This is a genomic window from Pseudorhodoferax aquiterrae (genome assembly GCF_014652235.1).
In the GTDB taxonomy this organism is placed as follows: domain Bacteria; phylum Pseudomonadota; class Gammaproteobacteria; order Burkholderiales; family Burkholderiaceae_C; genus Pseudorhodoferax; species Pseudorhodoferax aquiterrae.
Genome location: NZ_BMYK01000014.1, coordinates 18,717 through 45,565 on the forward strand (window position 1 = coordinate 18,717; position 26,849 = coordinate 45,565).

Here is a 26,849-nt window from a genome sequence, read left to right on the forward strand (position 1 = left end):
AACAAGGAGATGCACATGAAGAAGATCCTCGGCGTCTACAGCGCCCCCCGTCCGCACTGGGTGGGCGACGGCTTTCCGGTGCGTTCGCTGTTCGGTTACGACGGCCTGGGCAAGCACCTGAGCCCGTTCCTGCTGCTGGACCATGCGCCGCCCACGCCGTTCGGGCCGGCCGCGCAGCCGCGCGGCGTCGGCCAATCGTCTACCAGGGCGAGCTGGAGCACCGTGACTCCACGGGTGCCGGCGGCCTGATCGGCCCGGGCGACGTGCAGTGGATGACGGCCGGCGGTGGCATCCTGCACGAGGAGTTCCACTCGCGCGGCTTCACCGAGCGCGGCGGCACCATCGAGATGGTGCAGCTGTGGGTCAACCTGCCCGCCAAGGACAAGATGAGCGCGGCGCACTACCAGACCCTGCTCGACGCGCAAATCCCGTCGGTGGCGCTGCCGGTCGGCGCGGGCCGCGTGCGGGTGATCGCTGGCGCCTTCGACGGGCACCGCGGCCCGGCGCGCACCTTCACGCCCATGGACGTGTGGGACATCCGCATCGCCCAGGGCGCCGTGGCCCGCTTCGACGCCCCGCCGGGCCACACGCTGGCGCTGGTGGTGCTGCACGGCACCGTGCAGGTCAACGGCGACACCATCGCCCGCGAAGGGCAGCTGGTGCACCTGGACCGCGCCGGCAGCGCTGTGGCGATCGAAGCCAACGGCGACGCGAGCGTGCTGTGGCTGTCGGGCGAGCCCATCGACGAGCCCATCGTGGGCTACGGCCCGTTCGTGATGAACAGCGAGGCCGAGATCCACCAGGCCGTGGCCGACTTCAACGCCGGCCGCTTCGGCCGCATGGCGGCCTGAGCTGCGGCGGCCCGGCGACCGGGCCGACCGCGTGCATGGCCATGGCGCTGCGCCGAACTCAGCGCGCCGGCACGACATTGGCCCGGCCGTCGCGCGAGGGCACGGGATCGGCCGACGTCGGCGGTGGCGGCGCGCCTTCGGGCGTGACCACGGTGGCGCGGCCGTCCGGCGTGGCCTGCGGGATCTCCGGCGGCGGTCCCCCGCGCGCGGCATCGCGCCGACGGCCGGCTTCGCGCACGCAGGCCTCGCGCGCCGGGGCCGACAGCTGGCCGCTGTTGCAGATCGCCAGGTCGCTCTGGTAGATCTGCTCCACGGTGTTCGCCTGGGCCCAGGCCGATCCCGCACCCGCGAGCGGGCCGAGCAGTGCGGCAATGGCCAGATGCAAGCGCATGGCGTGAGCCTGCGCCGGACTGCCCAGGGCGCGTGTGGGCCGAGGCCGCGTGGCCGTGTAGTACCTCAGACCTCGGTGGGCACACGCGCCGGCAGCTGGTGCTCGTAGAAGCAGCGCACGCGCGAGACCGGCGCCAGGTAGGCGCGCGCACCCGCAGGCAGCTGCGAGGGCTTGAGGCTGCGGCGGATGCCCTGCTCCGGCGCGGTTTCCAGGTCCAGGATGAGGGCCTGGTCGGGCGGCACGGCCGGGTCGTGCACGAGCACGCGCGGCTTGAGCGGGCGCGTGGAGTTGACCGACACCACCAGCGCATAGCGCTCGTTGGCCAGCTGCACCACCGAGCCCGGCGGGTACACGCCCATCATGCGGATGAACGCGCCCAGCACCTCGGCGTCGAAACAGGCCTTGTGGCGCGCGAAGGTCAGCGCCAGCGCTTCGTGCGGAGTCAGGGCCTGCGCCATGGACGGGGGATTGCACAGGCGGTCGTAGCGGTTGACCAGCGCCAGCACCTTGCCGCCCGTGCTCATGTCGGCCCCCTGCAGGCCGGCAGGAAAGCCGCTGCCATCGGCCATTTCGTGGTGCTGGGCGATGGCCTGCAGCGCCCAGGCCGACAGGCCCATGCGCCGGCCGGTCTGCACGCTTTCGCGCACATGGCTGCGGTAGACGGCCAGGTCTTCGGCCTGGTAGCGCTCGTCGCGCATGCGCAGATGCGCGGGCAGCTGCTGCTTGCCCAGGTCGTGCAGCAGCGCCGCGATGCCCAGCTCGGCCAGGCCGTGCGCGGGCAGGCCCAGGGCCCGGCCCAGCAGCAGGGCCAGCACCATGGTGTTGGCCGGGTGCGTGGCCTGGCTCTCGCCCGCGCCCTCGGACAGCAGGCGGATGGTGGCCTCGCCCTCGACGAGGATCTCGGCCACGCAGCGCGCCACCAGGGCTTCGCACTGCTCGCGCATGGCGACGGGCCGCGCCGGCGTCTCCTCGACCACGCGCTGGTACAGGCGCACCACTTCGCCGAAGCGCTGTTCGCAGTGCTGCAGGCTGGCCTGCTGGGCTGCGAGCTGCTGCTGGCGCTGCGTCTGCAGCGCCCTGGCTTCCGCCTGCAACCGGTGCTGCGCGGCCTCGTCGGCGTGCACCTCGCCGCTGCCGGAGACCGCGCCGAAGTCCGACGGGGGCTCCTCCGGATCGCTGCGGTCGGGAAAGTAGCGCACCTGCGTCAGGCCCAGGGCGCGGATGGTGCGGATCTGGTCGCTCGAGGTGATCTTGAAGCTGCCGCGCGGGAACGGATGGTCCATCCAGCCGAGGTCGAGCTGGATGAACAGGCCTCGCCGGAGTTGACCGACATCGATCAACTGCGAGCTCTTGTCATCCATGGCGAAACGTCGCGCGGCCTGGCATCGGAACATTATGTCGTCACCATGGCATAGCGCGGCACCGTCTGCGCGACCTGCGCCACCGGCACCGCGACCGCGCCGAGCCGGAAGCGCTCGACCGCATGCTGCAGGTCGCCGGCCTGCGACTCCATGCTGCCGGCGGCCGCCGCGGCCTGCTCCACGAGGGCCGCGTTCTGCTGCGTCATCTGGTCCAGCTGCACGATGGACTGGTTCACGTCGGCGATGCCCTGGCTCTGCTCGCTGGATGCCGCCGTGACCTCGCCGATGATGTCGGACACGCGCTGCACGCTGGCCACGATCTCGTCCATGGTGGCGCCGGCGTCCTTGACCAGCGCAGCGCCCGAGCCCACGCGCGCCACGTTGGCGCCGATCAGCGCCTTGATCTCGCGCGCCGCCTCGGCGCTGCGCTGCGCCAGCGAGCGCACCTCGCTGGCCACCACCGCGAAGCCGCGGCCCTGCTCGCCCGCGCGCGCCGCCTCCACGGCCGCGTTCAGCGCCAGGATGTTGGTCTGGAAGGCGATGGAATCGATCACGCCGATGATGTCGCCGATCTTGCGCGAGCTGGCGCTGATCTCCTCCATCGTGCTGACCACCTGGCCCACCAGCGCGCCGCCCTTTTGCGCCACGCTGGCGGCCGAGCTGGCCAGCTGGTTGGCCTGGCGTGCCGCATCGGCGCTCTGGCGCACGGTCTCGGTCAGCTGCTGCATGTGGGCGGAGGTCTGCTCCAGCGAGCCGGCCTGGCGCTCGGTGCGCTCGGACAGGTTCTGGTTGCCTGCGGCGATCTCGCGCGAGGCGCTGGTCATCGCGTCGGTGCCGCCCCGGACATGGGCCACGATGGCAGCCAGGCCCTGCGCCATGTCGCGCACCGCCGCCAGCAGGCTGCCCTCGGCGCCGGGCGCCACGTCGATGGACTGCGACAGGTCGCCCTCGGCCATCTGGCGCATGACGTCGCGCGCATACTGCGGCTCGCCGCCCAGCTGGCGCCAGATGTTGGCGATCAGCAGCCACGAGCCCAGGGCCAGCACGGCCACCACGACCAGGCCGCTGGCCACGGTGGCCAGCACGCCCGAGCGCACGCCGGCCTCGGCGCCCGCCAGGTCGGTGTCGAAGCTGGCACGCGCCTCGCTGCGCATCTGCTCCAGCCCCGTCTCCAGCCGCTTGAGCGCTGCCTGCATGCGCGGGATGGCGCCAGCCTGGTCGCCCTGCCGGATGCCCAGGAACAGCTCGGCGGTCTGCACGGCCGCGGCATGGTAGGCCTCGAAGTCCCGCTCCAGCTGCGCGCCGGTTTCGGCCTTGCCGGCGATGGCCTTGATGCGCTCCAGCGTCTTGCGCATGGCCGCGGCACGCTCGGCGGCCTCCTCGAGCCGCTTCTTCTCGCCCTCGGCCACCGCGCTCTGCACCGTGTTGCCCAGTCCTTCGAGCTGGCTGGCGAAACGGTTGGCGGCGTCCAGGTAGGGGTAGGACACCGTGCCCACATGGTCGATCGCCCCTTGCGTGCGCGTGGCGAAGAACAGCACCACCGCGATGCCCAGTCCGAACAGCAGCGCCGCCATGACGGGCAACAGCGCGATGCGGGTCTTCAGATGCATGCCATCCTCCAGCGCGGCCGGCCAGGACCGTCAATCCACGTTCAACACCACCTTCACCGACCCGTCGACGGCCGATTTCTCGATGTAGCCGATGGCGTCCGGATTGGCCGCCACGAAGCTCTTCACCTCGGCCGCGCTGGCCAGTTCCTTGGGCGGCGTGGCCTTGCCCGAGAACACCAGCCGCGACCAGCCCGCCTTGACCTGGGCCGAGGACTTGCCCGTGACCTTGCTGTAGAACTGCTCGCGCACGGCGGCGCTCTCGGGCAGGTCGGCCGCAGCAGCGGCCGCGCCGCTGGGCAGCTGGTTGCTCTTGCCCAGGAAGATGCCGGCCACCTGCTCGGCCGTCATGGCCGCCGTGCCGCTCTTGGCGCCGACCACCACGGCCACCTGGGCGGATGCCGCGCCGGCCACGGCCGACAGGGCGGCCAGCAGGGCGAGGATTCTGGTGCTCGTCATGCTGCGTCCTCCTCAGAACACGAAGTCCACGGCCAGGCTGTAGACGTGGACGCGCTTGTTCCAGAAGCCCGCGTCGGCGTCGTAGAACTGACCGGCACCCGTGGTCTTGATGCGGTCGAACTGCGCCTTCACGGCCAGGTTGCGCATCGCATCCCAGCGCACGCCCACCGCAATGGTCTTTTGCGGCGTGCTCTGGGCCGCCGTCGCGCCATCGACATAGACCCGCAGCGGCGCCTGCATGCCGGGCAGCACCACCGAGGCCGGGATGGTGTTGTCGACGTTGCTGTCGTCGGTCTTCAAGCGCGACAGCGTGGCATAGGGCGTGAACTTGCCGACGCGGTAGCCCACCGTCGTGTACCAGCCCGTGGTGTCGGGAATGAAGGTCTTGGTCTTGCGCATGGTGTACTCGGCCAGCACGATCCAGTTGCCCTGGTCGTACGTCAGCCCCACGCCGCTGAAGCTGGCCCGCTTGTCGTTCGGATCGAGCTGGTCGCCGACCCCGGCGAAGGGCGTGCGGCGCAGCACCCCGACCAGGTCGTTGAGCGCGCCCGAGTGCACGGTCAGCTTGCCCGTCGCATGGCCCAGCCGCAGGCTCAGGCCGTCCAGCAGCTCGATGCTCGCGTTGACGCCGACCAGCGCATCGATCTCGACCTTGGTGTGCTCCACATGCGAGGAGCTCCTGCCGCCGAAGACCTGCAAGCCCAGCGCCTTGCCGGCCACGCTGGTCTGCCAGCTCAGGTCGGCACCGTCGAAGTGGCTCACCGGCACCTGGCCGTAGACGTCGATGGGCGGGCGCAGCCAGGTGTTGGCATAGCCCACGTCGCGGAAGTCCGATACGGCGAAGAACGGCCCGCCCATGCGGCCCGCGCGCAGCGCCAGGCCGGGCGTGGCCTGCCATTTGGCGAAGGCCCATTCGACCTGCGGCGTGAACTTGCCTTTGCCGTCCTGCTTGCTGAGCACCTGCAGCGTGGCCGAGAACTGGCGGTTGAACTTGGCGCCGAGCTGCAGGCCGAGCTTGCTGTCGACTTCGCCGCTCCAGGATTTGTCGGCGCCGCGGACCTGGCCGGGCACCACGTACTCGGCGCCATCCTGGTTGGTGCCGACCACGCCCAGGGTGCCGAAGCCGGACACGCTGAAGACGGATTCGGACTGCGCCTGGGCCTGGGCGCTGCTGGCCAGGCCCGCGAGTGCGGCGGCGGCCATCCGAAGCTGAAATCTCATGGCGAACTCCTTCGATGAACAGGGCGCTGCACGGCCTGCACGCGCCTGTGCAGGCAGCACCGGGAGCGGCGGCCGGCACCCGGTGGGCACCGCTGCGGCCTTGCGGCCGTCCCCTGCTCCCCGCGGATGGACCGACCGGCACGTTCGATGGAAAGCAGCAGGTGGTTTGTCTTCCGTTCGTTCAATCTCCTTTCGTGCATGCATACTAGAAGGAGAGATCGAACCGCAGACACGCATCCAGAGGCCGGCTGTCGCCTCCCGCATGCCGGTCGTAGACAAAACACGGCCGTCCCATACGCGGGACACGGTGCAGGCGGCGTGGTGAAGGTGCTGGTGAAGGAAGGGCTGGACGCCGGCCGCCTCAGCGCGGCAGGCACCAGGGCGCCTGTGCGTGCACGAGCCCGTGCCACAGCGCCCAGGAGGAACTGCCCAGCAGGGCCAGGCCAGCCAGGCGCGTGCCCCATGCGGACCACGCCTCGGGGCGGCCGGCCAGCATGCCGCGCGGCCCGCCGGCCAGGACCGGAAGGCGCAGCACCAGCCAGGGCGCGGCCCACAGCGACAGCGCCGAGCCGGCTGCGAAGGCCAGCATGGCGCCGGCGCCCCGGGCCGCGTCGCCGGCGAGCGCGGCTGTCAGCAGCGCCGCCTGCAGCAGGCCGCAGGGCATCAAGGCCCAGGCCAGGCCCACCACGAAACTGCCGCCGCGCCGTGGCACCAGCGTGCGCACGCGCTGCCACAGCGCCCGGCCGTGGCGCTCCAGCCAGGCCGGCTGGCGCGCCTGCAGCAACAGCACCAGACCCAGGGCGATCGCGGCCAGGTGCACGAAGCTCCAGAGCGGCCGCAGGGCCACGCTGGCGCCGCCCAGCCAGCCCAGGCCTTGCATGGACCAGGCGGCCAGCGCACCCATGGCCGCGTAGCCGGTGGCCCGCCCGGCGTGGAATTGCGCCAGCGCGCGGCCGCCCTGCGGCCCGGCGGCGCGGCCGATGCCGGCGCAGGCTGCGCCGCACATCAGCGCGCAGTGCGGGCCGCCGGCCAGACCCATCAGCAGCGCGGTCATGCCCAGCGCGGTGGCCATGCGCAGCTCAGAGAATCCGCGAGAAGCGTGCGCGTGCCCGGTCGGCCTGCACGTAGCGGTCGAACACCATGGCCACGGCGCGCACCAGGTACCAGCCCGTGGCCGTGAGCTGCAGGCCCTGGGCGTCGATCTGCACCAGGCCGTCGTCCTGCAGCGCGCGCAACTGCGCCAGCTCGGCCGCGAAGTACGCGCGGAAGTCGATCAGCCAGGCCAGCTCGATGGCCTCGAACTGCAGCGCACCCTGGCACATCAGCGCCATGATCACGCTGCGGCGCAACAGGTCGTCGCGCGTGAGCGCCAGGCCGCGCACCACGGGCAGCTGGCCCTGGTCCAGCAGGTCGCAGTAGTGCTCCATGGTCTTGGCGTTCTGCGCATAGCTTGCGCCGATCTTGCCGATGCCGGACACGCCCAGCGCGATCAGGTCGCAATCGGGCTGGGTGCTGTAGCCCTGGAAGTTGCGGTGCAGCCGGCCCTGGCGCTTGGCCACGGCCAGCGCGTCGCTGGGCAGCGCGAAATGGTCCATGCCCACGTAGACGTAGCCGGCGGCCTCGAAACGCGCCAGCGCCGCGCCCAGCATGGCCAGCCGCGCGGCGCCATCGGGCAATTGCCCGGCATGGATGCGGCGCTGCGGCTTGAAGCGCTCGGGCAGGTGGGCGTAGCCGTACAGCGCGATGCGCTCGGGCCGCAGCGCCACGACCTGCTCCAGCGTCTGCGCGAACGAGGCGGGCGTCTGCAGCGGCAGGCCGTAGATCAGGTCGACGTTGAGCGACTCGAAGCCCAGGCCGCGCGCGCCCTGCACGAGCTGCTCCACCTGCGCATAGGGCTGGACGCGGTGCACGGCCTTCTGCACGGCCGGGTCGAAGTCCTGCACACCGAAGGAGAGCCGGTTGAAGCCCAGGCCGGCCAGGTGCCGCAGCCGCGCGGTGTCCACGGTGCGCGGGTCGATCTCGATCGCGTACTCGCCGCCGGGCGCCAACGCGAAACGGCTGCGCAACAACTCCATGAGCCGCGCCAGCTCGGCGTCGTTCAGGAAGGTCGGGCTGCCGCCTCCCAGGTGCAGTTGCGAGACGGGCTGGCCTTCGCCGAGTGCGGCCACGTACAGGCCGATCTCGCGCGCCAGGTAGTCCAGGTAGGGCGCGGCCTTCTCATGGCGCTTGGTGATGATCTTGTTGCACGCGCAGTAGTAGCACAGCGACTCGCAGAACGGGATGTGCACGTACAGCGACAAGGGCAACGCCTGCCCTGCCCCGCCATGGCGGCGTTGTTGCAGTGCCCGCAGCAGATCTGCGGGGCCGAAGGCCTCGACGAAGCGGTCGGCCGTGGGGTAGGAGGTGTAGCGCGGGCCGGGCCGGTCGAAGCGCTGCAGCACGTCGGTGGGGATTGCGGAAGCCGCGGGGCTGGCCAAAGAAGTCGTCATGGGGAATCCTCTGCCTGCCACTGTGCCGCGTTCCATCTGTCCGGACCTTGACCCAGATCAAGTCTTCAGCCGCTCAGGTTTGAGACAATTTGCGCCACGTCATGAAAGGACGCCATGCACCCGCACACCATCAAAGTCGCCTGTTCCAACTGCAACCTGCGTGAGCTCTGCATGCCCATGCAGCTCGATCAGCAGGCGTTGGAGCGCATTGACGAAGTGGTGGCGACGCGCAAGTCCGTGAAGCGCGGCGCCACACTGTTCCGCAGCGGCGAGAAATTCACCTCGCTCTACGCGATCCGCACGGGTTTTTTCAAGACCCTGGTGGCGACCGACGACGGCCGCGAGCAGGTCACGGGCTTCCAGATGGCCGGCGAAATCATCGGCCTGGACGGCATCGTCAACGACAAGCACAGCTGCGACGCCGTGGCGCTCGAAGATGCCGAGGTCTGCGTGATGCCCTTCGACCGGCTCGAGGAGCTCTCGCGCGAGGTCAATGCGCTGCAGAACCACGTGCACAAGATCATGAGCCGCGAGATCGTGCGCGAGCACGGCGTCATGCTGCTGCTGGGCAGCATGCGCGCGGAGGAGCGCGTGGCGGCCTTCCTGCTGAACCTGGTCAAGCGCCTGCATGCGCGCGGCTTCTCGCGCAGCGAGCTCGTGCTGCGCATGACGCGCGAGGAGATCGGCAGCTACCTGGGGCTCAAGCTCGAGACCGTGAGCCGCACTTTCTCCAAGTTCGTCGAGGAAGGCATCGTCGAGGTCAAGCAACGGCATTTGCGCATCGTCGATGCCGACGCCTTGCAGCGCATCGTCAATCCCCAGGTCTGCCACTGACCATCTCCGGTGCCGCCAGCAGCAGCGTGAGCGCGCTGCCCGCCATGGCCACCGCCCAGAAGGCGAAGAAGCTCGCGGTGTAGACCGCCATCGCCGACCAGTCCAGCGCGCGGCCCAGCCAGTGCAGGTCGTGCGGATCGACGAGCGCGAACACCAGCATCTCCAGCATGCCGGCGGCCAGGAAGGCCGGCCAGGCGACCCACATCAGGCGGCGCGCCGCCATCGTGGCCACAGCGCCACCCTCAGCGCCGCGCCGGCACGGTGCCGGTCGCCGCGTGGTTGCGCCCGGCCATCGCGGGCTGCAGACCGAAGGCCTCTTCGGCAGCCACCTGGGCGGGCGCCGAGGCGACCACCGGGTCGGCGCCATGGAAGGCGATCACGGCCGTCGCGATGCCGGCGACGACGACCGCGAGCGGGCCGCCGATCACCATCCAGACCATGCCGTAGCGCCACCAGGGGCGCGCCACGCGCGCTTGTTGTTCTGCTTGCATCGTGGTTCTCCTCTACCGCGGAATCAGGAACACGGACTTCTCGCGCACATGGGCGTCGCCGTCCAGCATGCGCAGCTCGAAATGGATCGGGTGCGAGCCTCCCGCGGCCGCAGCTTGCTGCGGGACCTGCAGCCGCACGGCGACCCAGCGCGAGGCCGTGGCATCGACCTCGACCTCGGGCTCGGAGGTGACCACGAGGCCCGGCAGGCCGCTCGCCGCGATGGCGAAGCGCTGGTGCGCTTCGGTGGCGTTCATGATCTGCAGGCGGTAGACGTTCTCGATCGCGCCGCCGGCCACGATGCGGGCCATGGCGCCGCGGTCCCGCACCACGTCCACCTTGAACGGCGTGCGCAGCGCCAGGCTCAGGGCCAGGCCGAGCGAGATTGCCAGCAGCACAGCGGCATAGACCAGCACGCGCGGACGCAAGACCCTGCGCCAGATCTGCGCACGGCTCCAGCCGCGGGCCAGGCCCTGCTGCGTGGTGAACTTGACGAGCCCGCGCGCGTAGCCCATCTTGTCCATCACGCCATCGCAGACGTCGGCGCAGGCGCCGCAGCCGATGCATTCGTACTGCAGGCCGTTGCGGATGTCGATGCCGGTCGGGCAGACCTGCACGCACAGCGTGCAGGCTATGCAGGATCCCAGGCCGCGCGCTGCCGCATCGGCGTTGCGCGGGCGGCTGCCGCGCGGCTCGCCGCGCGCGCTGTCGTAGCTCACGATCAGCGTGTCGCGGTCGAACATCGCACTCTGGAAACGTGCATAGGGGCACATGTACTTGCAGACCTGCTCGCGCAGGAAGCCCGCATTGCCATACGTGGCCAGGCCGTAGAACAGCACCCAGAACACCTCCCAGGGCCCCATGCGCGTGGTGATGAAGGACATCGCCAGCGCGCGGATCGGCGTGAAATAGCCGACGAAGGTGAAGCCGGTCCACAGCGCGAACACGCCCCAGCAGACATGCTTGAACCACTTCTTGACCAGCTTCTCTGCCGAGAAGGGCGCCGCATCGAGCTTCATGCGCGCACCGCGGTCGCCCTCGATGCGCCGTTCGATCCACAGGAAGATCTCGGTGTAGACCGTCTGCGGGCACGAGAAGCCGCACCACAGCCGGCCCGCCACGGCCGTGAACAGGAACAGCGCCAGCGCACAGATGACCAACAGGCCCGCCAGGTAGATGAAATCCTGCGGGTACAGCACCAGGCCGAAGATGTAGAAGCGGCGCGCCTGCAGATCGAACAGCAAGGCCTGCCGCTCGCCCCACTGCAGCCAGGCGGTGCCGTAGAAGGCCAGCTGCGTGAGCCAGACCAGGGCCCAGCGCCAGTTCTGGAAGAAGCCGCCGACCGTGCGCGGGTAGACCGTCTTGTGGGCCTCGAACAGCGGGACCAGCGCGGGCTCGGCCTGGATGGGGATGACCTTGCGCTCGGCACTCATGGCAGGTTCAACGGTTGGAGAGGCCCCAGACGTAGGATGCCAGCACGCGGATCTGCTCCGCGCTGAACTTGCCTTCCTGCGCCGGCATCTGGTTGGTCTTGCCGTTGTTGACCATCGCGACGATGGCTTCTTCGCCCCAGCCGTGCAGCCAGATGTCGTCGGTCAGGTTGGGTGCGCCCAGCAGCGGGTTGCCCTTGCCGTTGCTGCCGTGGCAGGCCGCGCAGGCCGTGAACTTGGCCTTGCCCAGCGCAGCGCGCACCGAGTCGTGCGGGCCGCCCGACAGGCTCAGCACGTAGTGCGCCACGTTGCGCACGTCCTCGGGCGTGCCCACGGCCGCGGCCATGGGCGGCATGCTGCCGATGCGGCCCTTGGCGATGGTCTCGGCGATCCTCTCGGGCTCGCCGCCCCACAGCCAGTCGCCGTCCGCCAGGTTCGGAAAGCCCTTGCTGCCGCGGGCGTCCGAACCGTGGCACTGGGCGCAGTTGTTCATGAACAAGCGCTCGCCGATGGCATGGGCCTGCGGGTCCCGGGCGATCTCCGCCATGGGCATGTCCGCGTACTTCGCGTAGACCTGCGCCGTGGACGCCTTGTGCCTGGCCACGTCGGCCGCGTGCTCGCCCACCGAACTCCAGTTCAGCTTGCCGGGCTCGGCACCCAGGCCCGGGTACAGGACCAGGTACAGCACGCCGAAGACCACCGTGATGACGAACATCCAGACCCACCAGCGCGGCAGCGGATTGTTCATCTCGCGCAGGTCGCCGTCCCACACATGGCCCGTGGTGTTGTCGCCGGTCGGCGAGACGCGCGCCTTGCCGGCGCCCCACAGCAGCAGCACGCAGCCGAGGATGCCGCCCAGTGTCACGGCAATGATCGCGATGGACCAGAAGCCGCTTGTGAAATCGCTCATGTTGCCCTCTTACTCTTGGTCGAAAGGCAGCTGCGCCGCCTCGTCGAAGGACTGCTTGTTGCTCCGGGACCAGGCCCAGACCAGGATGCCGATGAAGGTGACGAACGACACCACGGTCGCCACGGCACGCAGGGTGTTGATGTCCATGTCAATGCCGCCCGGCCGCCCGAAGGCATTGACGCGCCCCCTCGGGGGGCAGCGATACACGAAGTGATGAGCGTGGGGGTGTCATGTCCAGCTCCTCACTTGACGGCCAGGCCCAGCGATTGCAGGTAGGCGATCGTGGCCTCCATCTCGGTCCGGCCCTTCACGTCGGCGGGTGCCTTGGCGATCTCCTCGTCCGTGTAGGGCACGCCCAGGCGGCGCAGCGCGCGCATGTTGGCCGCCAGCTGCTCGCCATCCACAGTGGCCTTGTCCAGCCAGGCGTAGGCCGGCATGTTGGACTCGGGCACCACGTCGCGCGGGTTCATCAAGTGGATGCGGTGCCACTCGTCGTTGTACTTGCCGCCCACGCGATGCAGGTCGGGGCCGGTGCGCTTGCTGCCCCACTGGAACGGATGGTCGTAGACGAACTCGCCGGCCAGCGAATGGTGGCCGTAGCGCAGCGTCTCGGCCTGCAGCGGGCGGATCATCTGCGAGTGGCAGTTGTAGCAACCCTCGCGCAGGTAGACGTCGCGGCCGGCCAGTTGCAGCGCGGTGTAGGGCTTGACGCCTTCGATGGCCACCGTCGTGGTGCGCTGGAAGAACAGCGGCACGATCTCCACGAGGCCGCCGACCAGCAGCACCAGCAGGATCAGCACGATCATCAGGAAGTTGTTGGTCTCGATGCGTTCGTGCGCACCGGGCTTGTCGAGGTTCTGCGACATGGTTCTTCTCGGTTCAGTGGGCCGCCGCGGCTTGCGGGACAGCCACGGTGGCAGGCCGCGCGTTGAGCATGGTCATGACCATGTTCCAGGCCATCACCAGCATGCCTCCCAGGTACAGCAGGCCGCCCAAGAGGCGCACGGCGTAGAAGGGGTAGGTGGCCTTGACGGATTCGGCGAAGGTGTAAGTCAGCGTGCCGTCGGCGTTCACGGCGCGCCACATCAGGCCCTGCATCACGCCGGCGATCCACATCGCGGCGATGTACAGCACGATGCCGATGGTGGCGCTCCAGAAGTGCAGCTCGATGGCCTTCACGCTGTACATCTGCTTCTGCCCGAACAGCCGCGGGATCAGGTAGTACAGGCTGCCCATGGTGATGAGGCCGACCCAGCCCAGTGCGCCCGAGTGCACGTGGCCCACGGTCCAGTCGGTGTAGTGGGAGAGCGCGTTGACGGTCTTGATCGACATCATCGGGCCCTCGAACGTGCTCATGCCGTAGAACGACAGGGCCACGATCAGGAAGCGCAGGATGGGGTCGTCGCGCAGCTTGTGCCAGGCGCCCGACAGCGTCATCACGCCGTTGATCATGCCGCCCCAGGACGGCGCCAGCAGGATCAGCGAGAACACCATGCCGACCGACTGCGTCCAATCCGGCAGCGCCGTGTAGTGCAGGTGGTGGGGGCCGGCCCACATGTAGGTGAAGATCAGCGCCCAGAAGTGCACGATGGACAGCCGGTAGCTGTAGACCGGGCGCTCGGCCTGCTTGGGGATGAAGTAGTACATCATCCCGAGGAAGCCGGCCGTGAGGAAGAAGCCCACGGCGTTGTGGCCGTACCACCACTGCACCATGGCGTCCTGCACGCCGGCATAGGCCGAGTAGCTCTTCCAGAAGCTCGCGGGCATGGCCGCGCTGTTGACGATGTGCAGCAGCGCCACGGCGATGATGAAGGCGCCGTAGAACCAGTTGGCCACGTAGATGTGGCGCACCTTGCGCGTGCCGATGGTGCCGAAGAACACCACCGCGAAGGCCACCCAGACCAGCGCGATCAGGATGTCGACGGGCCATTCCAGCTCGGCGTACTCCTTGCCGGTGGTGTAGCCCAGCGGCAGCGTGATGGCGGCGGCCACGATCACGGCCTGCCAGCCCCAGAACGTGAAGGATGCGAGCCAGCCGCCGAACAGCCGCGTCTGGCAGGTGCGCTGCACCACGTAGTAGGCCGTGCCGAACAGCGCGCAGCCGCCGAACGCGAAGATCACCGCATTGGTGTGCAGCGGCCGCAGCCGGCCGTAGCTGAGCCATGGGATGCCCAGGTTCAGTTCGGGCCAGGTCAGCTGGGCGGCGATCACCACGCCGACCAACATGCCCACCACCCCCCACACCACGGCCATCACGGAAAACTGGCGCACGACGGCGTCGTTGTAGACCGTGGCCGGGCTTCTCGATTGATTCATCGCTGCCTCTCTTGAACGCTTTTTCAGCACTGCGGGCAGTGTCGGACGGCGCCCGCAGGGGCGCTTTGATGCACGTCAAGCAGCCTGCAGGTGCCGCATGCACGCGGACCGCGCCCTACACTGCTGGCCCGATCCGGAGACCGACCGCATGCCCATGAACCACTCCGACCCACCGCGCTACCTCAGCGTGGGCGAGGTCGCACTGCGCAGCGGCGTGGCGGTGTCCACGCTGCACTTCTACGAGTCCAAGGGGCTCATCAGCAGCGTGCGCACCGAGGGGAACCAGCGCCGCTTCACGCCCGGCGTGCTGCGCTACATCGCCATCGTCAAGGTCGCGCAGCGCGCAGGCATTCCGCTGGAGGAGGTGCGCCAGGCGCTGGGCGAGTACCGGCCCGAGGTGCGCGTGACGGCGGCGCAATGGCGTGCGGTGGCCTCGCGTTGGCGTGCCGCCATGGACGAACGCATCCTCAAGCTGCAGCGCCTGCGCGACGAGCTGGACAGCTGCATCGGCTGCGGCTGCCTCTCGCTCAAGGACTGCCCGCTGCGCAACCCGGCCGACGCGCTGGCCCAGCAGGGGCCGGGGCCGCGCATCCTGGAACGCCCGCTGCGCTAGGTCGCCGCCGATCCCGCCTGGCCACGCGCCCCTGGCGCGGCGGCGCCACAGAGAACAACCCTGCCGCTTGACCTCAAGTTCACTTGAGGTCTTACAAACGCGATCGACCGCCAGGTGCCGGGCACGTCGCCCCATCTGCAGCGGCAGGGAGAAACGCATGCAAGAACCAATGCCGGACGCTGCGCACGTCCGCAGGCCGGCCGCGTGGAAAGCGCTGGCCAGCGTCGCGGTCGCGGCGGCGCTCGTGGCCGCCGGACTGGCCGCCTGGCGCGCCAGCCGCCCCGCTCCACCCGCCTGGACCGGCGGCGCCCCGGTCGACGTGGCGACCACCACGCTGCAACCGGAGACCGTGCCGCGCACGCTGCAGGCCCTGGGCGAGTTGCGCGCCGCGCGCCAGGTCATGCTGCCGGCCGAGGTGGCAGGCCGCGTGGCCGCGATCCACTTCGAGCCCGGCCGCACGGTGCAGGCCGGCCAGCTGCTGGTCCAGCTCGACGACGCGACCGAGCAGGCCGACCTCGCAGCCGCCCAGGCGCAGGCCGCCTTCGCGCGCCAGCAGCTCGCGCGGGCCCATGCGCTGGCGGCCACGGGCGCGCTCGCGCAGGAAGTGCTGCAGCAGCGCCAGGCCGAGCACGACCAGAGCGCGGCCCGCGTGCTGCAATTGCAGGCGCGCATCCGGCAAAAGCGCATCGAGGCGCCGTTCGCGGGCGCACTCGGCCTGCGCCGCATCGACCTGGGCCAGTACCTGCAGCCCGGCGACACGGCCGTGAGCCTGACCGACCTGTCCAGTCTGCAGGTGAACTTCGACCTGCCGCAGCAGGAGCTGGCCCACGTGCGCGTGGGCCAGTCGCTGCTGCTGCACAGCGGCGCGCCCGACGCCGCGCCCGTGCGGGCCCGTGTCAGCGCCATCGAGCCCCAGGTCGGCCGCGACACGCGCAGCCTGACCGTGCAGGCCACCGTGCCGCGCGCGGCCGATGCGCACCAAGGCCTGCGGCCCGGCATGTACGTCACGGTGGCGCTGGAGCTGGCGCCCGAGGCCGGCGCCCTGCTGCTGCCGGCCACGGCCGTCATGACCTCCTCCTCGGGCGACCAGGCGCTGCGTGTGCGCGCGCCCTCGGCCGAGGGCATCGGCCAGGCCGAGTTCGTGCCCATCACGCTGGGCCGGCGCATCGGCGACCGCGTGGTCGTGGCGCAGGGCCTGGCGGCTGGCGACGTGGTCGTGACCGAAGGCCAGCTGCGCGTGCAAGCCGGCAGCGCCCTGCGCGTGGTGGCGGCGCCGTCGGCGCCGCGCGCACCAGCGGCTGCGGCGACCCACGGGGCAGGCCAGCCATGAGCACCGCCCACCCGCCCCAAGGCGCCGAGTACCGCAGCGCGCAGCGCGCAGCGTCGTCCACCGGCTTCACCGACCTGTTCGTGCGCCGGCCCATCCTGTCCGTCACGCTCTCGGCGCTGATCCTGCTGACCGGCCTGGCCGCGCTGTTCTCGTTGCCGATCCGCCAGTACCCGCAGATGGAGAGCGCCACCATCGTCGTGGCGACCAGCTACCCGGGCGCCTCGCAGGAGGTCATGCAGGGCTTCGTCACGACGCCGCTGGCCCAGGCCATCGCGAGCGCCAGCGGCATCGAGTACCTGTCGTCCACCTCCACGCCGGGGCGCAGCGAGATCAAGGCCAAGCTGGTGCTCAATGCCAACGCCGACCGCGCCATGACCGAGGTGCTGGCCAAGGTGCAGCAGGTCAAGTACCGGCTGCCGCAGGGCGCCTTCGACCCGGAGATCCGCAAGATCACGGACGGTGTCTCGGCCGTGCAGTACCTGGACTTCTCGAGCCAGCAGCAGAGCATTCCCGAGATCACCGACTTCATCGCGCGCGTGGTGCAGCCCATGGTCACGGCCGTGCCGGGCGTGGCCTCGGCCGAGATCCTGGGCGGCCAGACCTATGCCATGCGGTTGTGGGTGGACCCGGTGCGGCTGGCCGCCCACGGGCTCACGGCCGCGGACCTGGCCTCCGCGCTGCGTGCCAACAACGTGCAGGCCGCGCCGGGCGCCCTGCGCGGCGCGGACACGCTGGTGCCGATCACGGCCGCCACCGATCTGCGCAGCGTGCAGGACTTCCGCGACATGGTGCTCAAGCGCGGCCCTGCCAGCGTGGTGCGGCTGGCCGACGTGGCCACCGTGGAACTGGGCGGCCAGAACGACGACAGCAGCTTCCTGGGCGACGGCAAACGCTCGGTTTCGCTCGGCATCGCGCCCACGCCCGACGGCAACCCGCTCGAGATCGTGCGCGGCGTCAACGCGCTGCTGCCCGAGCTGCAGCGCGCCGCGCCGGCCGGGCTCACGGTCGGCAACGTGTTCGACACGGCGCGCTTCGTCAACGCCTCGATCGACGAGGTCCTGCAGACGCTGCTGGAGGCCGTGCTCATCGTGGTCGCCGTGATCTTCCTGTTCCTGGGCTCGCTGCGTGCGGTCCTCATCCCCGTGGTCACGATCCCGCTGTCGCTGGTCGGCACGGCCGCGCTGATGCTGGCCTTCGGCTTCTCGCTGAACCTGCTGACGCTGCTGGCCATGGTGCTTGCGATCGGGCTGGTCGTGGACGACGCCATCGTCGTGGTGGAGAACATCCACCGCCACATCGAGGAGGGGCTGTCGCCTGCGCACGCGGCGCTGGTGGGCGCGCGCGAGATCGTCTGGCCCGTGGTCGGCATGACGGTCACGCTGGCTGCCGTCTACGCGCCCATCGGCCTCATGGACGGACTGACCGGCGCGCTGTTCAAGGAGTTCGCGTTCACGCTGGCCTGCGCGGTCATCGTCTCGGGCGTGGTAGCGCTCACGCTGTCGCCGATGATGAGCAGCTTCCTGCTGCGCCGTGATCTGGCGACGGGCCGGCTCGCACACCGCATCGAGCAGGCCATGCAGGCACTGTCGGCCCGCTACGGGCGGCTGCTGGGCCATGCGCTGGCGGCGCGCGCGGCCGTGCTGCTGGCCTGCGTGCTGGTGTGCGGCGGCATCGTGGTGATGTTCCTGGGCGTGCAGCGCGAGCTCGCGCCGGCCGAGGACCAGGGCTATGTGTTCGTCGCGGCGCGCGCGCCGCAGTACGCCAGCAAGGACTACACCGAGCGCGCCGGCCATGCGCTCGAGGCCCTGTTCCGCCAGTTGCCGGACTACCAGAACAGCTTCTTCACGAGCGGCACGAACGGACAGAACAACGGCTTCGGCGGCGTGGTGCTCAAACCCTGGGCGCAGCGCACGATGGCGGCCAGCCAGGTCGAGGCACAGCTCAACGCCCAGGCCGGCAGCGTCACGGCAGCGGCCGTCACGGCCTTCCAGGCCGCGCCGCTGCCGGCCGGCAGCGACGGCCTGCCCGTGCAGATGGTGCTGCGCGCGCCGCTCGCCTTCGCCGAGCTGCACCAGGCCATGGAGACGCTCCAGGCCGCGGCCCGCAACAGCGGCCTGTTCGCCTACGTGGACAGTGACCTGGCGTTCGACAGCGCGCAGGCGCGCCTGACGGTGGACGCGGCCAAGGCCGGCGAGATGGGCGTGACCATGGGCGACATCGCCGACACGCTGGCCGTGCTGGTCGGCGAGAACGTGATCAACCGCTTCAACTGGTTCGACCGCTCCTACGACGTGATCGCGCAGGTGCCGCGCGCGCAGCGCCGCAGCCCTGGCGACCTCACGGGCTACTACGTGCGCGCGGCGTCGGGCCAGCCCGTGCCGCTGGCCACGCTGGTGCAGGTGCAGGTCCGGCCCCAGGCCAACCGGCTGCCGCAGTTCAACCAGATGAACGCGGTCACGCTGTCGGCCGTGCCCATGCCCGGCGTGACCATGGGGCAGGCCGTGGACTTCCTGCGCAAGCAGCCGCTGCCCGCGGGCGCGCAGATCGACTGGCTGTCCGACAGCCGGCAGTTCGTGCGCGAAGGCAACCGGCTGCTGCTGTCCTTCGGCTTCGCGCTGGTGGTGATCTTCCTCGTGCTGGCCGCGCAGTACGAAAGCCTGCGCGACGCGCTCGTGATCCTGGTCACGGTGCCGCTGGCCATCGGCGGCGCGCTGCTGCCGCTGTGGCTGGGCTATGCCACGATGAACATCTACACGCAGATCGGCATGGTCACGCTGATCGGCCTGATCTCCAAGCACGGCATTCTGATGGTCTCGTTCGCCAACGACATCCAGCGCCAGGAAGGCCTGGCACCGCCGGCGGCCATGCACAAGGCCGCCGTGATCCGGATGCGGCCCGTGCTCATGACCACGGCCGCGATGGTGGCCGGCCTGCTGCCGCTGCTGGCGGCCAGCGGCGCCGGCGCGGCCAGCCGCTTCGCGATCGGCGTAGTCGTGGTGTCCGGCATGCTGGTCGGCACGCTGTTCACGCTGTTCGTGCTGCCCACGGTTTACGCGCTGCTGGCGCGCGACCATGGCGCGCAGGCGGCCGCGCCGCGCGCCCGCGCGCTGGCGCAGGCATCCACGTCCGCGGAGGTGCGCCATGTCTGAGCACCCGCTGCTGCGCTGCGCCGCGCTGGCGCTCGCGCTGCTGGCCACCGGCTGCTCCCTCGTGCCGGCCTACGAGCGCCCGGCCACGCCGCTGCCCGCGCACTGGGACACGCAGGCGGCGGCCGCAGCCTGTGCACCCGGCTCTGCCTCCACGGCCACGCCCGGCTGGCAGGACTTCGTGGCCGACCCGCAGCTGCGCGCGCTGGTCGCGCGGGCGCTCGCGAACAACCGCAGCCTGCGCCAGACCCTGCTGGACGTGCAGGCGGCCCGCGCGCTGTACCGCGTGCAGCGCGCCGAGCAGCTGCCCGGCCTGCAGGCCGAAGCCGGGGGCCAGCGCCAGCGCCTGCCCGAAGACCTGCGCGCGCCGGGCACGCCCGCCGTGCAGAGCAGCCTGCAGGCCGGCGTGGGCCTGGCCGCGTTCGAGCTGGACCTGTTCGGCCGCGTGCGTGCGCTGTCCGAGGCCGCGCTGCAGGAGGTCCTGGCCACCGAAGAGGCCGCCCTCGCCGCGCGCGTGAGCCTCGTGGCCGAAGTCGTCCAGGCGGCTGCGGCGCGCCAGGGCGCACGACAGCGCCTGCAGCTGGCCCGCCAGACGCTGCTGGCGCGCGAGCGCGCGCTGGACCTCGTGCTGCAGCGGCATTCGGCAGGCGCGGCCACCGCGCTCGATGTGCAGGAGGCCCGTGGCCTCGTGCACGCGGTCGCGGCCCAGCACGAGCGCATCGCGCGCGAGGAGCGCCAGGCCGGCCATGCGCTTGCGCTGCTCGTGGGCGACCCGGCCGGCGAGCCGGCCACCGGAGACGGCCCGCTGCTGCGGCAGGATCTTGGCGCAGGCCTGCCCTCGGAGCTGCTCGCGCGGCGGCCCGACATCCGCGCGGCCGAGCACCGGCTGCGCGCGCGCCACGCCCACATCGGTGCGGCGCGTGCGGCCTTCTTCCCACGCATCGCGCTGACCGGCCTGTTCGGCAGCGCGAGCGCCGACCTGTCCGGCCTGTTCGGCGCGGGGCAGCGCAGCTGGTCGTTCGCGCCGCAGCTCACGCTGCCGCTGTTCGACGGCGGCCGCAACGCCGCGAACCTGGACCTCGCGCTGCTGCGCAAGGACCAGGCCGTGGCCGCCTACGAACTGAGCATCCAGACGGCCTTCCGCGAAGTGGCCGACGCGCTGGCGGCCACCGAGACGCTGCGGCGCGAGGAAGCCGCGCAGCGCGCGCTGGCCGACACCAGCGGCGAGGCCCTGCGCCTGGCCCAGGCGCGCTGGGAGGCCGGCGCCGACGACCACCTGCGCTACCTCGATGCCCAGCGCAGCGCGCTCGCGGCGCAGATGGACTGGATCGCGGTGCGCACCGCGCACCAGGTCGCGCTGGCCACGCTGTTCCGCGCGCTGGGTGGCGGCTGGCAGGCCACGCCCCCTTCCTGAACCCCTTGGCCACCACGCACCACGCGGCCTGTGCCATGCACGGAAGATCCGGTCTGCAAGCCAGCGCGTCCCGCCCGCCATGCGACCGGGCGCTATTCGCGCAGGATGCGCTCGCCCTCGGCCTCGATGTCCTCGAACTGGCCGCGCTGGATGGCCCACCACAGCCCGCCCAGGATGCAGAAGACCAGCACGACGGACAGCGGAATCAGCAGGAACAGGATGTCCATCAGGGGCTTTCGGTAGCCAGCCGCGCTGCGACAGGCACTGCGGAATCGGCCGCTGGCGCAACCGACAGGCGCAGCGCGTTGAGCACCACGAGCAGAGAACTCGCTGCCATACCCAGGCCGGCCAGCCAGGCCGGCATCCAGCCCGCCACGGCCAGCGGCACGCTGACGGCGTTGTAGAGCGCGGCCCAGGCCAGGTTCTGGCGCACCACGGCCATGGTCCGGCGGGCGAGCGCCAGCGTGTCGGCCACGGCCATGAGCCGGCCACCGGGCACCACGAAGTCGGCCTGCGCCTGCGCCAGCGGCACGGACTGGCCGAACGCGAAGGACACGTCGGCGCCGGCCAGCACCGGCCCGTCGTTGAGGCCGTCGCCGACCATGGCGCTGTGCCGACCCTCGCGCTGCAGTGCGCGCAGGGCCTGCAGCTTGTGCTGCGGCGAGCAGCCGCCGCGCGCCGCGCCGATGCCCAGCTGCGCGGCCACGCGCGCCACGGCCGCATCCGCGTCGCCCGACAGCAGCTGCACCGCCACGCCCATCTGCGCGAGCCGCCGCACGGTGGCCGCGGCATCGGCGCGCAGGTCCTCCAGCAGCACGAAGGAGGCCAGCATGCCCTGCTCGTCGGCCAGCCAGACCATGGTCTGGGCGCCGGGCGGCGCTGCCACGCCGCAGTGCGCGGCCGAACCCAGGCGCAGCGCGCCGGGCCAGGGCCAGCCGTTGCGCAGCAGGCGCGCGCGCAAGCCCAGGCCGGGCTCCTCGACGAGCTCGGCCACCTCCCACTGCTCCGCATGCGCGCCGCCCTGCCCGGCTGCCGCGAGTGCGCGCGAGGCCGGGTGCAGCGAGTGCGCGGCCAGCGCCGCGGCCATGGCCAGCGCCTGCGCGCGGTCGATGCCGGCACGGGTCTGCACCGGCCCCAGCACGAGTGCGTCGCGCGTGAGCGTGCCGGTCTTGTCGAAGACCACGGTGTCGACCCGGGCCAGCGCCTCCAGCGCCTGCAGCCGGCGCACCAGCACGCCACGGCGCGCCAGCGCGCCGGCGGCCGCCAGCATCGCGGCCGGCGTGGCCAGCGAGAGCGCGCAGGGGCAGGTCACGATCAGCACGGCCACGCCCACCATGAGCGCGTGGCCGGGGTCGTGCCGCCACCAGAACCATGCGGCGCCCAGGGCCGCCAGCAGCACGAGCAGCAGGAAGGGCCGCGCGATGCGGTCGGCCAGCTGCGCCAAGCGGGGGCGCGAGCGCGCCGCTTCGTCCATCAGCGCGGCGATCTCGGCGAAGCGCGTGTCGGTGCCCGCGGCAGTCACGCGCACGCGCACGGCCGCCGCCAGGTTGTAGCTGCCGGCCAGCACATGTGCGCCCGGACCGCGCGCCACGGGGCGCGACTCGCCGGACAGCAGGGCCTCGTCGACCAGCGTCTCGCCGTCCAGCACCAGCGCGTCGGCCACGAAGGCCTCGCCGGGCCGCACATGCAGCACGTCGCCCACCGCCACGCGGTGCGCGGCGACCTGCTCGCGCCGGCCATCGGCGCCTTCGCGCTCCACGCCTTCGGGCAGGCGTTGCAGCAGCAGGTCGAGCGCGCCGCCCGTGCGCTCGCGCAGGCGCGACTCCAGCCAGCGGCTGCTGAGCAGGAAGAACACGAACATGGTCAACGAATCGAAATAGACCTCGGCGCCGAAGAGGCCGTCCGGCTCGAAGGTGCCCCAGCTGCTAATGACGAAGGTGATGAGGATGCCCAGCGTGACGGGCAGGTCCATGCCCACGCGCCGGTGCCGCAGGTCGCGCAGCGCCGCCTGGAAGAACGGCCCGCACGAGAACAGCATGACAGGCAGGCTCAGCACCCAGGAGGCCCAGCGCAGCAGGGCCTGCGCGTCGGCCGAGATCTCGCCGGGGGCCGCGGTGTACGCGGGCCAGGCGTACATCATGACCTGCATCATGCACAGCCCGGCCACGAGCCAGCGCCACAGCACCAGCCGGGCTTCGCGCCGGCGCTCGGCACGCAGCGCGAGGTCGGCCAGCGGAAGGCCGCGGTAGCCGGCGCGGCGCACGGCTGCAAGCCATTGCGAGGGCAGCGCCTGGCCCGCGCGCCAGACCACGCGCGCGCGCCGGCTGGCCGCGCCGACCTCGGCCGCCAGCACGCCGGGCACGGCGCGCAGCGCGTCCTCGATGGACAGCGCACAGGCCGCGCAGGTCATGCCCTCGATGGCCAGGCTGGATTCCCAGGCCCCGCTGCCATGCGCGGCTGACGGGCGGCTGAACGCGGCCCATTCGTCGGGATCGTCGATCCAGTCCAGGCCGCGCGGAACCGCTGGCGGCGCGGGATCCGCGGCGAACGTGGGGAGGGATGGCATGGCTGAAGCGTAGCCAGCGCCGATTCCCCATGCCTTGACGTACATCAACCCATTCCGGCGAAGCCGACCTATGCTGAACCCACCGCTTCAAAAGGAGAAACGCCATGTACCAACGCATCCTGGTTGCCACCGACGGTTCGGAGCTCTCGCAAAAGGCCGTCGACAGCGCGCTCGACCTGGCCGCCAAGCTCGGCGCCACCGTCGTCGCCGTGAAGGTGGTGCCGCCCTACCCGCACAGCTACTTCGACGGGTCCATGGCCATCGACCTCAAGGAGATCGAACGCACCGAGGCCAGCTGGAGCGCGGCCGCGCACAAGGAGCTGGAGGCCGTGCAGTCCGCCGGCCTGTCCCGCAAGGTCACCGTGACGCCCGTCGTCGTGCGCGGCGACCAGGTGTCCGAGTCGCTGATCGCCACCGCGCACAAGCACCATTGCGACCTGATCGTGATGGCCTCGCACGGGCGCCGCGGCGTGAGCCGGCTGCTGCTGGGCAGCGAGACGCAGCACGTGCTGACGCACTCGCACATCCCGGTGCTAGTGCTGCGCTGAGCGGCGCGGCAGCCGGCGGGGGCCCTCACTGCGCCAGAAAGCCCCCGTCCACCGCGAGCACATGGCCCGTGACCATGGAGGCCGCGGGGCTGGCCAGGAACAGCACGGCATGCGCGACCTCGTCAGGCTCGGCCAGCCGGCCCAGCGGCGTGACGGCGCGGATGCGGTCCATCAGCGCGGGCGTGGACGCGAGCGGGCCGATGAAGCCCGTGCGCGTCCAGGTCGGCGCGACCGCATTGACGCGGACGCCCCGCCCGGCCCATTCCACGGCCAGCGCACGCGTCATGTTGACGAGGCCGCCCTTGGTGGTCTGGTAGGAGATGTTGGGGTACAGGCCACCGCCCGACATGCCCATGATGGACGCCATGTTCACGACGCTGCCGCCGCCGGCCGGCATGAAGCGCGCGGCCTCGCGCGCGCAGACGAAGGCGCCGGTGAGGTTGACCGCGACGACCTGGTTCCATTCCTCCAGGGCCAGCTCCTGCGTGGACTTGCGGATCGCCGTGCCGGCGTTGTTGACGAGGATGTCGATGCGGCCCGTCTGTTGCGCGATGACGGCCATGGTGTGCGCCAAGGCCGCCGCGTCGGCCACGTCCAGCCCGAAGGCCAGCGCGCCGGCGATGCCGCCCGCCACCGCCGCGGCGGCCTCGGCATCGCGGTCGACCACCACCACCCGCGCGCCGGCCGCGGCCAGCAGTTGCACGCAGGCCAGGCCGATGCCGTGGGCACCGCCGGTCACGACGGCCACCTGGCCGTCCACGCGGAATCGATCGAGGCTGGCTGGCGCGTTCATCGCACTCCCTGCTGTCCGAGGTGGCGGCGATGATAGCTACGCAGCCTCGGCCAGCGCCGGCGCGATGTGGCGCATCGCGCGTTCCACGTACGCCTCCTTCTCGCCGACCGGCGCGACGTAGTGCATGGCCTCGCGCGCGGCGGTCTCGCTCTCGAGCCGCGCGATCAGCCAGCAGGCCAGGTACTGCGAGGCCAGGCAGCCGCCGGCCGTGGCCACGTTGCCGCGTGCGACGAAGGGCTGCTCCAGCACGGCGATGCCGGCCTCCTGCACCCAGGGCCGCGTGGTGAGGTCGGTGCAGGCCGGCAGGCCCTGCAGCAGGCCCAGCCGTGCCAGCACCAGCGTGCCCGAACACTGCGCGGCCAGCAGCTGGCGCGCCGGGTCCAGCCGCAGCTGTGCCATCAGGCCGGCATCGGCCACCACGGCGCGCGTGCGCAGGCCGCTGCCGACGACGACGGCGTCGGCCGCGCAGGCCTCGGCCAGCGTGGCCTGCGCCTGCAGCACCACGCCATTCATCGAGCGCACCGTGGGCGTGGGGCTCGCGATGGACACGCGCCAGCCCGGCACCTTGACGCGGTTCAGGATGCCGAGCGCGACCAGCGAATCGAGTTCGTTGAAGCCGTCGAAGGTCAGGATGGCGATGTGCATGGTGGGCCCTGTGGTGTGGTGGAGGCCGGCATGCTAGGCCTGTCACTCAATACAATCAAAAAATTGTATTGAATACATTGCGCACGCCACGATGGCACGAGCCCGCTACAAGCCCCTGGTCGACCGGCTGGCCGCCGACATCCGCAGCGGCCGGCTCGCCCCCGGAACACGCCTGCCCACGCACCGGCAGCTGGCCGCGCGCGAGGGCCTGGCGCTCGTGACGGCCACGCGCGTCTACGCCGAGCTGCAGGCCATGGGCCTGGTCGCGGGCGAGGCGGGGCGCGGCAGCTTCGTGCGCGAGCCCGCGCTGCCGCCCGGCCTGGGCATCGACCAGCCGGCCACGGCGGCCGGCCTGGTCGATCTCAACTTCAACCACCCGGCCCTGCCCGGCCAGGCCGAGCTGTTGCGTGCCGCGCTGCGCCAGCTGGCCGCGGCCGGTGACCTGGACGCGCTGCTGCGTTACCAGCCGCACGGCGGCCGGGCACACGAGCGCGCCACGGTGGCGCGGCACCTGGGTGTCCGCGGACTGGTGGTCGCGCCCGGGCAGGTGGCCATCGTCGACGGCGCCCAGCATGGCCTGGCGGTCACCGTGATGGCCTTGCTGCAGCCCGGCGACGTGGTGGCCGTGGACGCGCTGACCTACCCGGGCTTCAAGCTGCTGGCCCAGGCGCACCGGCTGGAACTGGCGCCGCTGCCGGCCGCCGGCGCCGGCCCCGACCTGGACGCGCTCGAGGCCTGGTGCCGGCGCCGCCGCGTGCGCGCCGTCTACGCCATGCCGACGCTGCACAACCCGCTGGGCTGGGTCATGGGCCTGGCGCGGCGCCGGCAGCTCGTGGCGATCGCGCGCCGCCACGGGCTGCTGCTGATCGAGGACGCGGCCTACGCCTTCCTCGCACCCAGCCCGCCCGCGCCGCTGGCCGCGCTGGCACCCGAGTGCACGGTCTACGTCTCGGGCCTGTCCAAGAGCGTGGCCACGGGCCTGCGCGTGGGCTTCGTGGCCGCGCCGGCCGAGGCCATGCCGCGCATCGAGCGCGCGATCCGCGCGACGACCTGGAACACACCCGGCGTGATGACGGCGATCGCCTGCGGCTGGATCGAGGATGGCACCGTGCTGCGGCTGGAGGCCGGCAAGCGTGCGGACGCCGCGGCGCGCCAGGCGCTGGCCGGCCAGGCCTTCGCCGGGCTGCAGCCGGTGCGGCATCCGAACGGCTACTTCGTCTGGCTGCCGCTGCCTGCGGAGCTGCGGGGCGACCAGGTGGCGCAGGCGCTGCTGCACGCCGGCGTGGCCGTGTCCACGGCCGCGCCCTTCGCCGCTGCGGAACAGGTGCCGCACGCGCTGCGCGTGGCCCTGGGTTCGGTGCCGCTGGACGCGCTGGGCACGGCCCTGGCCACGGTGCGCCGGGTGATCGACGCGCAGCCGCCTTGACCGTAGCGTC

General features: G+C 71.5%; 25 protein-coding genes and 1 pseudogene. 8 read left to right on the top strand and 18 right to left on the bottom strand.

What is annotated here, in order from left to right:
• Positions 1-15: 15 nt before the first annotated feature.
• Positions 16-851 (top strand): annotated as a pseudogene (locus IE209_RS19875) (pirin family protein).
• A 58-nt stretch (positions 852-909) separates the two neighbouring features.
• Here the strand turns inward: IE209_RS19875 and IE209_RS19880 are convergent.
• From IE209_RS19880 to hemN, 7 genes are all read right to left on the bottom strand, one after another.
• The gene (locus IE209_RS19880) at positions 910-1,242 is read right to left on the bottom strand and encodes a hypothetical protein (RefSeq protein WP_189688649.1); all 333 of its coding nucleotides are present in this window, start codon (positions 1,240-1,242) and stop codon (positions 910-912) included.
• Positions 1,243-1,307: 65 nt separating this feature from the next.
• Positions 1,308-2,603 carry a cyclic di-GMP phosphodiesterase gene (locus IE209_RS19885; RefSeq protein WP_189688650.1) on the bottom strand — a complete coding sequence of 432 codons (1,296 nt, stop codon included), beginning with the start codon at positions 2,601-2,603 and terminating at the stop codon, positions 1,308-1,310.
• Between the two features lie 32 nt (positions 2,604-2,635).
• Positions 2,636-4,213 (bottom strand): methyl-accepting chemotaxis protein, encoded by a 1,578-nt coding sequence (locus IE209_RS34350; protein ID WP_189688651.1) that lies wholly within the window; start codon positions 4,211-4,213, stop codon positions 2,636-2,638.
• Positions 4,214-4,243: 30 nt separating this feature from the next.
• Positions 4,244-4,669, bottom strand: a complete 426-nt coding sequence (locus IE209_RS19895) for a hypothetical protein (protein WP_189688652.1) — start codon at positions 4,667-4,669, stop codon at positions 4,244-4,246.
• Between the two features lie 12 nt (positions 4,670-4,681).
• Positions 4,682-5,890: a porin gene (locus tag IE209_RS19900; RefSeq protein WP_189688653.1), complete on the bottom strand. Its 1,209-nt coding sequence runs from the start codon at positions 5,888-5,890 to the stop codon at positions 4,682-4,684.
• A 361-nt stretch (positions 5,891-6,251) separates the two neighbouring features.
• Positions 6,252-6,962: a sulfite exporter TauE/SafE family protein gene (locus IE209_RS19905; protein ID WP_189688654.1), complete on the bottom strand. Its 711-nt coding sequence runs from the start codon at positions 6,960-6,962 to the stop codon at positions 6,252-6,254.
• Positions 6,963-6,969: 7 nt separating this feature from the next.
• Positions 6,970-8,379, bottom strand: a complete 1,410-nt coding sequence (gene hemN, locus IE209_RS19910) for an oxygen-independent coproporphyrinogen III oxidase (RefSeq protein WP_189688655.1) — start codon at positions 8,377-8,379, stop codon at positions 6,970-6,972.
• Between the two features lie 114 nt (positions 8,380-8,493).
• Here hemN and fnr point away from each other — a divergent pair, with 114 nt between their 5' ends.
• Positions 8,494-9,213 (top strand): fumarate/nitrate reduction transcriptional regulator Fnr, encoded by a 720-nt coding sequence (fnr, locus tag IE209_RS19915; protein ID WP_189688656.1) that lies wholly within the window; start codon positions 8,494-8,496, stop codon positions 9,211-9,213.
• On the opposite strand, the gene IE209_RS19920 is transcribed toward fnr, so the two are convergent.
• The 7 genes from IE209_RS19920 to ccoN form a co-directional block, all read right to left on the bottom strand.
• Complete coding sequence (locus IE209_RS19920; RefSeq protein WP_189688763.1) at positions 9,191-9,436, bottom strand: hypothetical protein; 246 nt, start codon at positions 9,434-9,436, stop codon at positions 9,191-9,193. The two genes, fnr and IE209_RS19920, sit on opposite strands and share 23 nt — an antisense overlap.
• A gap of 19 nt (positions 9,437-9,455) precedes the next feature.
• Positions 9,456-9,704 (bottom strand): nitrogen fixation protein FixH, encoded by a 249-nt coding sequence (locus tag IE209_RS19925; protein ID WP_189688657.1) that lies wholly within the window; start codon positions 9,702-9,704, stop codon positions 9,456-9,458.
• Positions 9,705-9,716: 12 nt separating this feature from the next.
• Positions 9,717-11,135, bottom strand: coding sequence for a cytochrome c oxidase accessory protein CcoG (gene ccoG / locus IE209_RS19930; RefSeq protein ID WP_189688658.1), 1,419 nt, complete (start codon positions 11,133-11,135; stop codon positions 9,717-9,719).
• 7 nt (positions 11,136-11,142) lie between these two features.
• Complete coding sequence (ccoP, locus tag IE209_RS19935) at positions 11,143-12,042, bottom strand: cytochrome-c oxidase, cbb3-type subunit III (RefSeq protein WP_189688659.1); 900 nt, start codon at positions 12,040-12,042, stop codon at positions 11,143-11,145.
• A gap of 9 nt (positions 12,043-12,051) precedes the next feature.
• The gene (locus IE209_RS19940; RefSeq protein WP_189688660.1) at positions 12,052-12,189 is read right to left on the bottom strand and encodes a cbb3-type cytochrome oxidase subunit 3; all 138 of its coding nucleotides are present in this window, start codon (positions 12,187-12,189) and stop codon (positions 12,052-12,054) included.
• Between the two features lie 95 nt (positions 12,190-12,284).
• Entirely contained in the window at positions 12,285-12,908 is a 624-nt protein-coding gene (gene ccoO / locus IE209_RS19945) for a cytochrome-c oxidase, cbb3-type subunit II (RefSeq protein WP_189688661.1), read from the bottom strand.
• 13 nt (positions 12,909-12,921) lie between these two features.
• On the bottom strand, positions 12,922-14,358 hold the full coding sequence (ccoN, locus tag IE209_RS19950; RefSeq protein WP_189688662.1) for a cytochrome-c oxidase, cbb3-type subunit I: 1,437 nt from the start codon (positions 14,356-14,358) through the stop codon (positions 12,922-12,924).
• A 154-nt stretch (positions 14,359-14,512) separates the two neighbouring features.
• On the opposite strand from ccoN, the gene soxR reads away from it, so the two are divergent.
• The 4 genes from soxR to IE209_RS19970 all read left to right on the top strand — a co-directional run bounded on the left by soxR (position 14,513) and on the right by IE209_RS19970 (position 20,861).
• Entirely contained in the window at positions 14,513-14,971 is a 459-nt protein-coding gene (soxR, locus tag IE209_RS19955) for a redox-sensitive transcriptional activator SoxR (protein WP_189688764.1), read from the top strand.
• Positions 14,972-15,128: 157 nt separating this feature from the next.
• Positions 15,129-16,301, top strand: coding sequence for an efflux RND transporter periplasmic adaptor subunit (locus IE209_RS19960; RefSeq protein ID WP_229882952.1), 1,173 nt, complete (start codon positions 15,129-15,131; stop codon positions 16,299-16,301).
• Positions 16,298-19,450 (top strand): efflux RND transporter permease subunit, encoded by a 3,153-nt coding sequence (locus tag IE209_RS19965; protein ID WP_189688663.1) that lies wholly within the window; start codon positions 16,298-16,300, stop codon positions 19,448-19,450. Before IE209_RS19960 ends, IE209_RS19965 begins: the two co-directional genes overlap by 4 nt.
• Positions 19,443-20,861 (top strand): efflux transporter outer membrane subunit, encoded by a 1,419-nt coding sequence (locus IE209_RS19970; RefSeq protein WP_189688664.1) that lies wholly within the window; start codon positions 19,443-19,445, stop codon positions 20,859-20,861. Before IE209_RS19965 ends, IE209_RS19970 begins: the two co-directional genes overlap by 8 nt.
• 92 nt (positions 20,862-20,953) lie before the next feature.
• Here the strand turns inward: IE209_RS19970 and ccoS are convergent, their stop codons facing one another.
• Positions 20,954-21,088 carry a cbb3-type cytochrome oxidase assembly protein CcoS gene (ccoS, locus tag IE209_RS19975; RefSeq protein ID WP_189688665.1) on the bottom strand — a complete coding sequence of 45 codons (135 nt, stop codon included), beginning with the start codon at positions 21,086-21,088 and terminating at the stop codon, positions 20,954-20,956.
• Entirely contained in the window at positions 21,088-23,427 is a 2,340-nt protein-coding gene (locus tag IE209_RS19980) for a heavy metal translocating P-type ATPase (protein ID WP_189688666.1), read from the bottom strand. Before IE209_RS19980 ends, ccoS begins: the two co-directional genes overlap by 1 nt.
• 104 nt (positions 23,428-23,531) lie before the next feature.
• On the opposite strand from IE209_RS19980, the gene IE209_RS19985 reads away from it, so the two are divergent.
• Positions 23,532-23,975 carry a universal stress protein gene (locus IE209_RS19985; protein WP_189688667.1) on the top strand — a complete coding sequence of 148 codons (444 nt, stop codon included), beginning with the start codon at positions 23,532-23,534 and terminating at the stop codon, positions 23,973-23,975.
• A 25-nt stretch (positions 23,976-24,000) separates the two neighbouring features.
• On the opposite strand, the gene IE209_RS19990 is transcribed toward IE209_RS19985, so the two are convergent.
• The gene (locus IE209_RS19990; protein WP_189688668.1) at positions 24,001-24,768 is read right to left on the bottom strand and encodes an SDR family NAD(P)-dependent oxidoreductase; all 768 of its coding nucleotides are present in this window, start codon (positions 24,766-24,768) and stop codon (positions 24,001-24,003) included.
• Positions 24,769-24,804: 36 nt separating this feature from the next.
• Positions 24,805-25,413, bottom strand: coding sequence for a DJ-1/PfpI family protein (locus IE209_RS19995; RefSeq protein ID WP_189688669.1), 609 nt, complete (start codon positions 25,411-25,413; stop codon positions 24,805-24,807).
• A 91-nt stretch (positions 25,414-25,504) separates the two neighbouring features.
• Between IE209_RS19995 and IE209_RS20000 the strand changes: the two genes are divergently transcribed.
• Positions 25,505-26,839: an aminotransferase-like domain-containing protein gene (locus IE209_RS20000; protein WP_189688670.1), complete on the top strand. Its 1,335-nt coding sequence runs from the start codon at positions 25,505-25,507 to the stop codon at positions 26,837-26,839.
• The last annotated feature ends 10 nt before the right edge of the window (positions 26,840-26,849 follow it).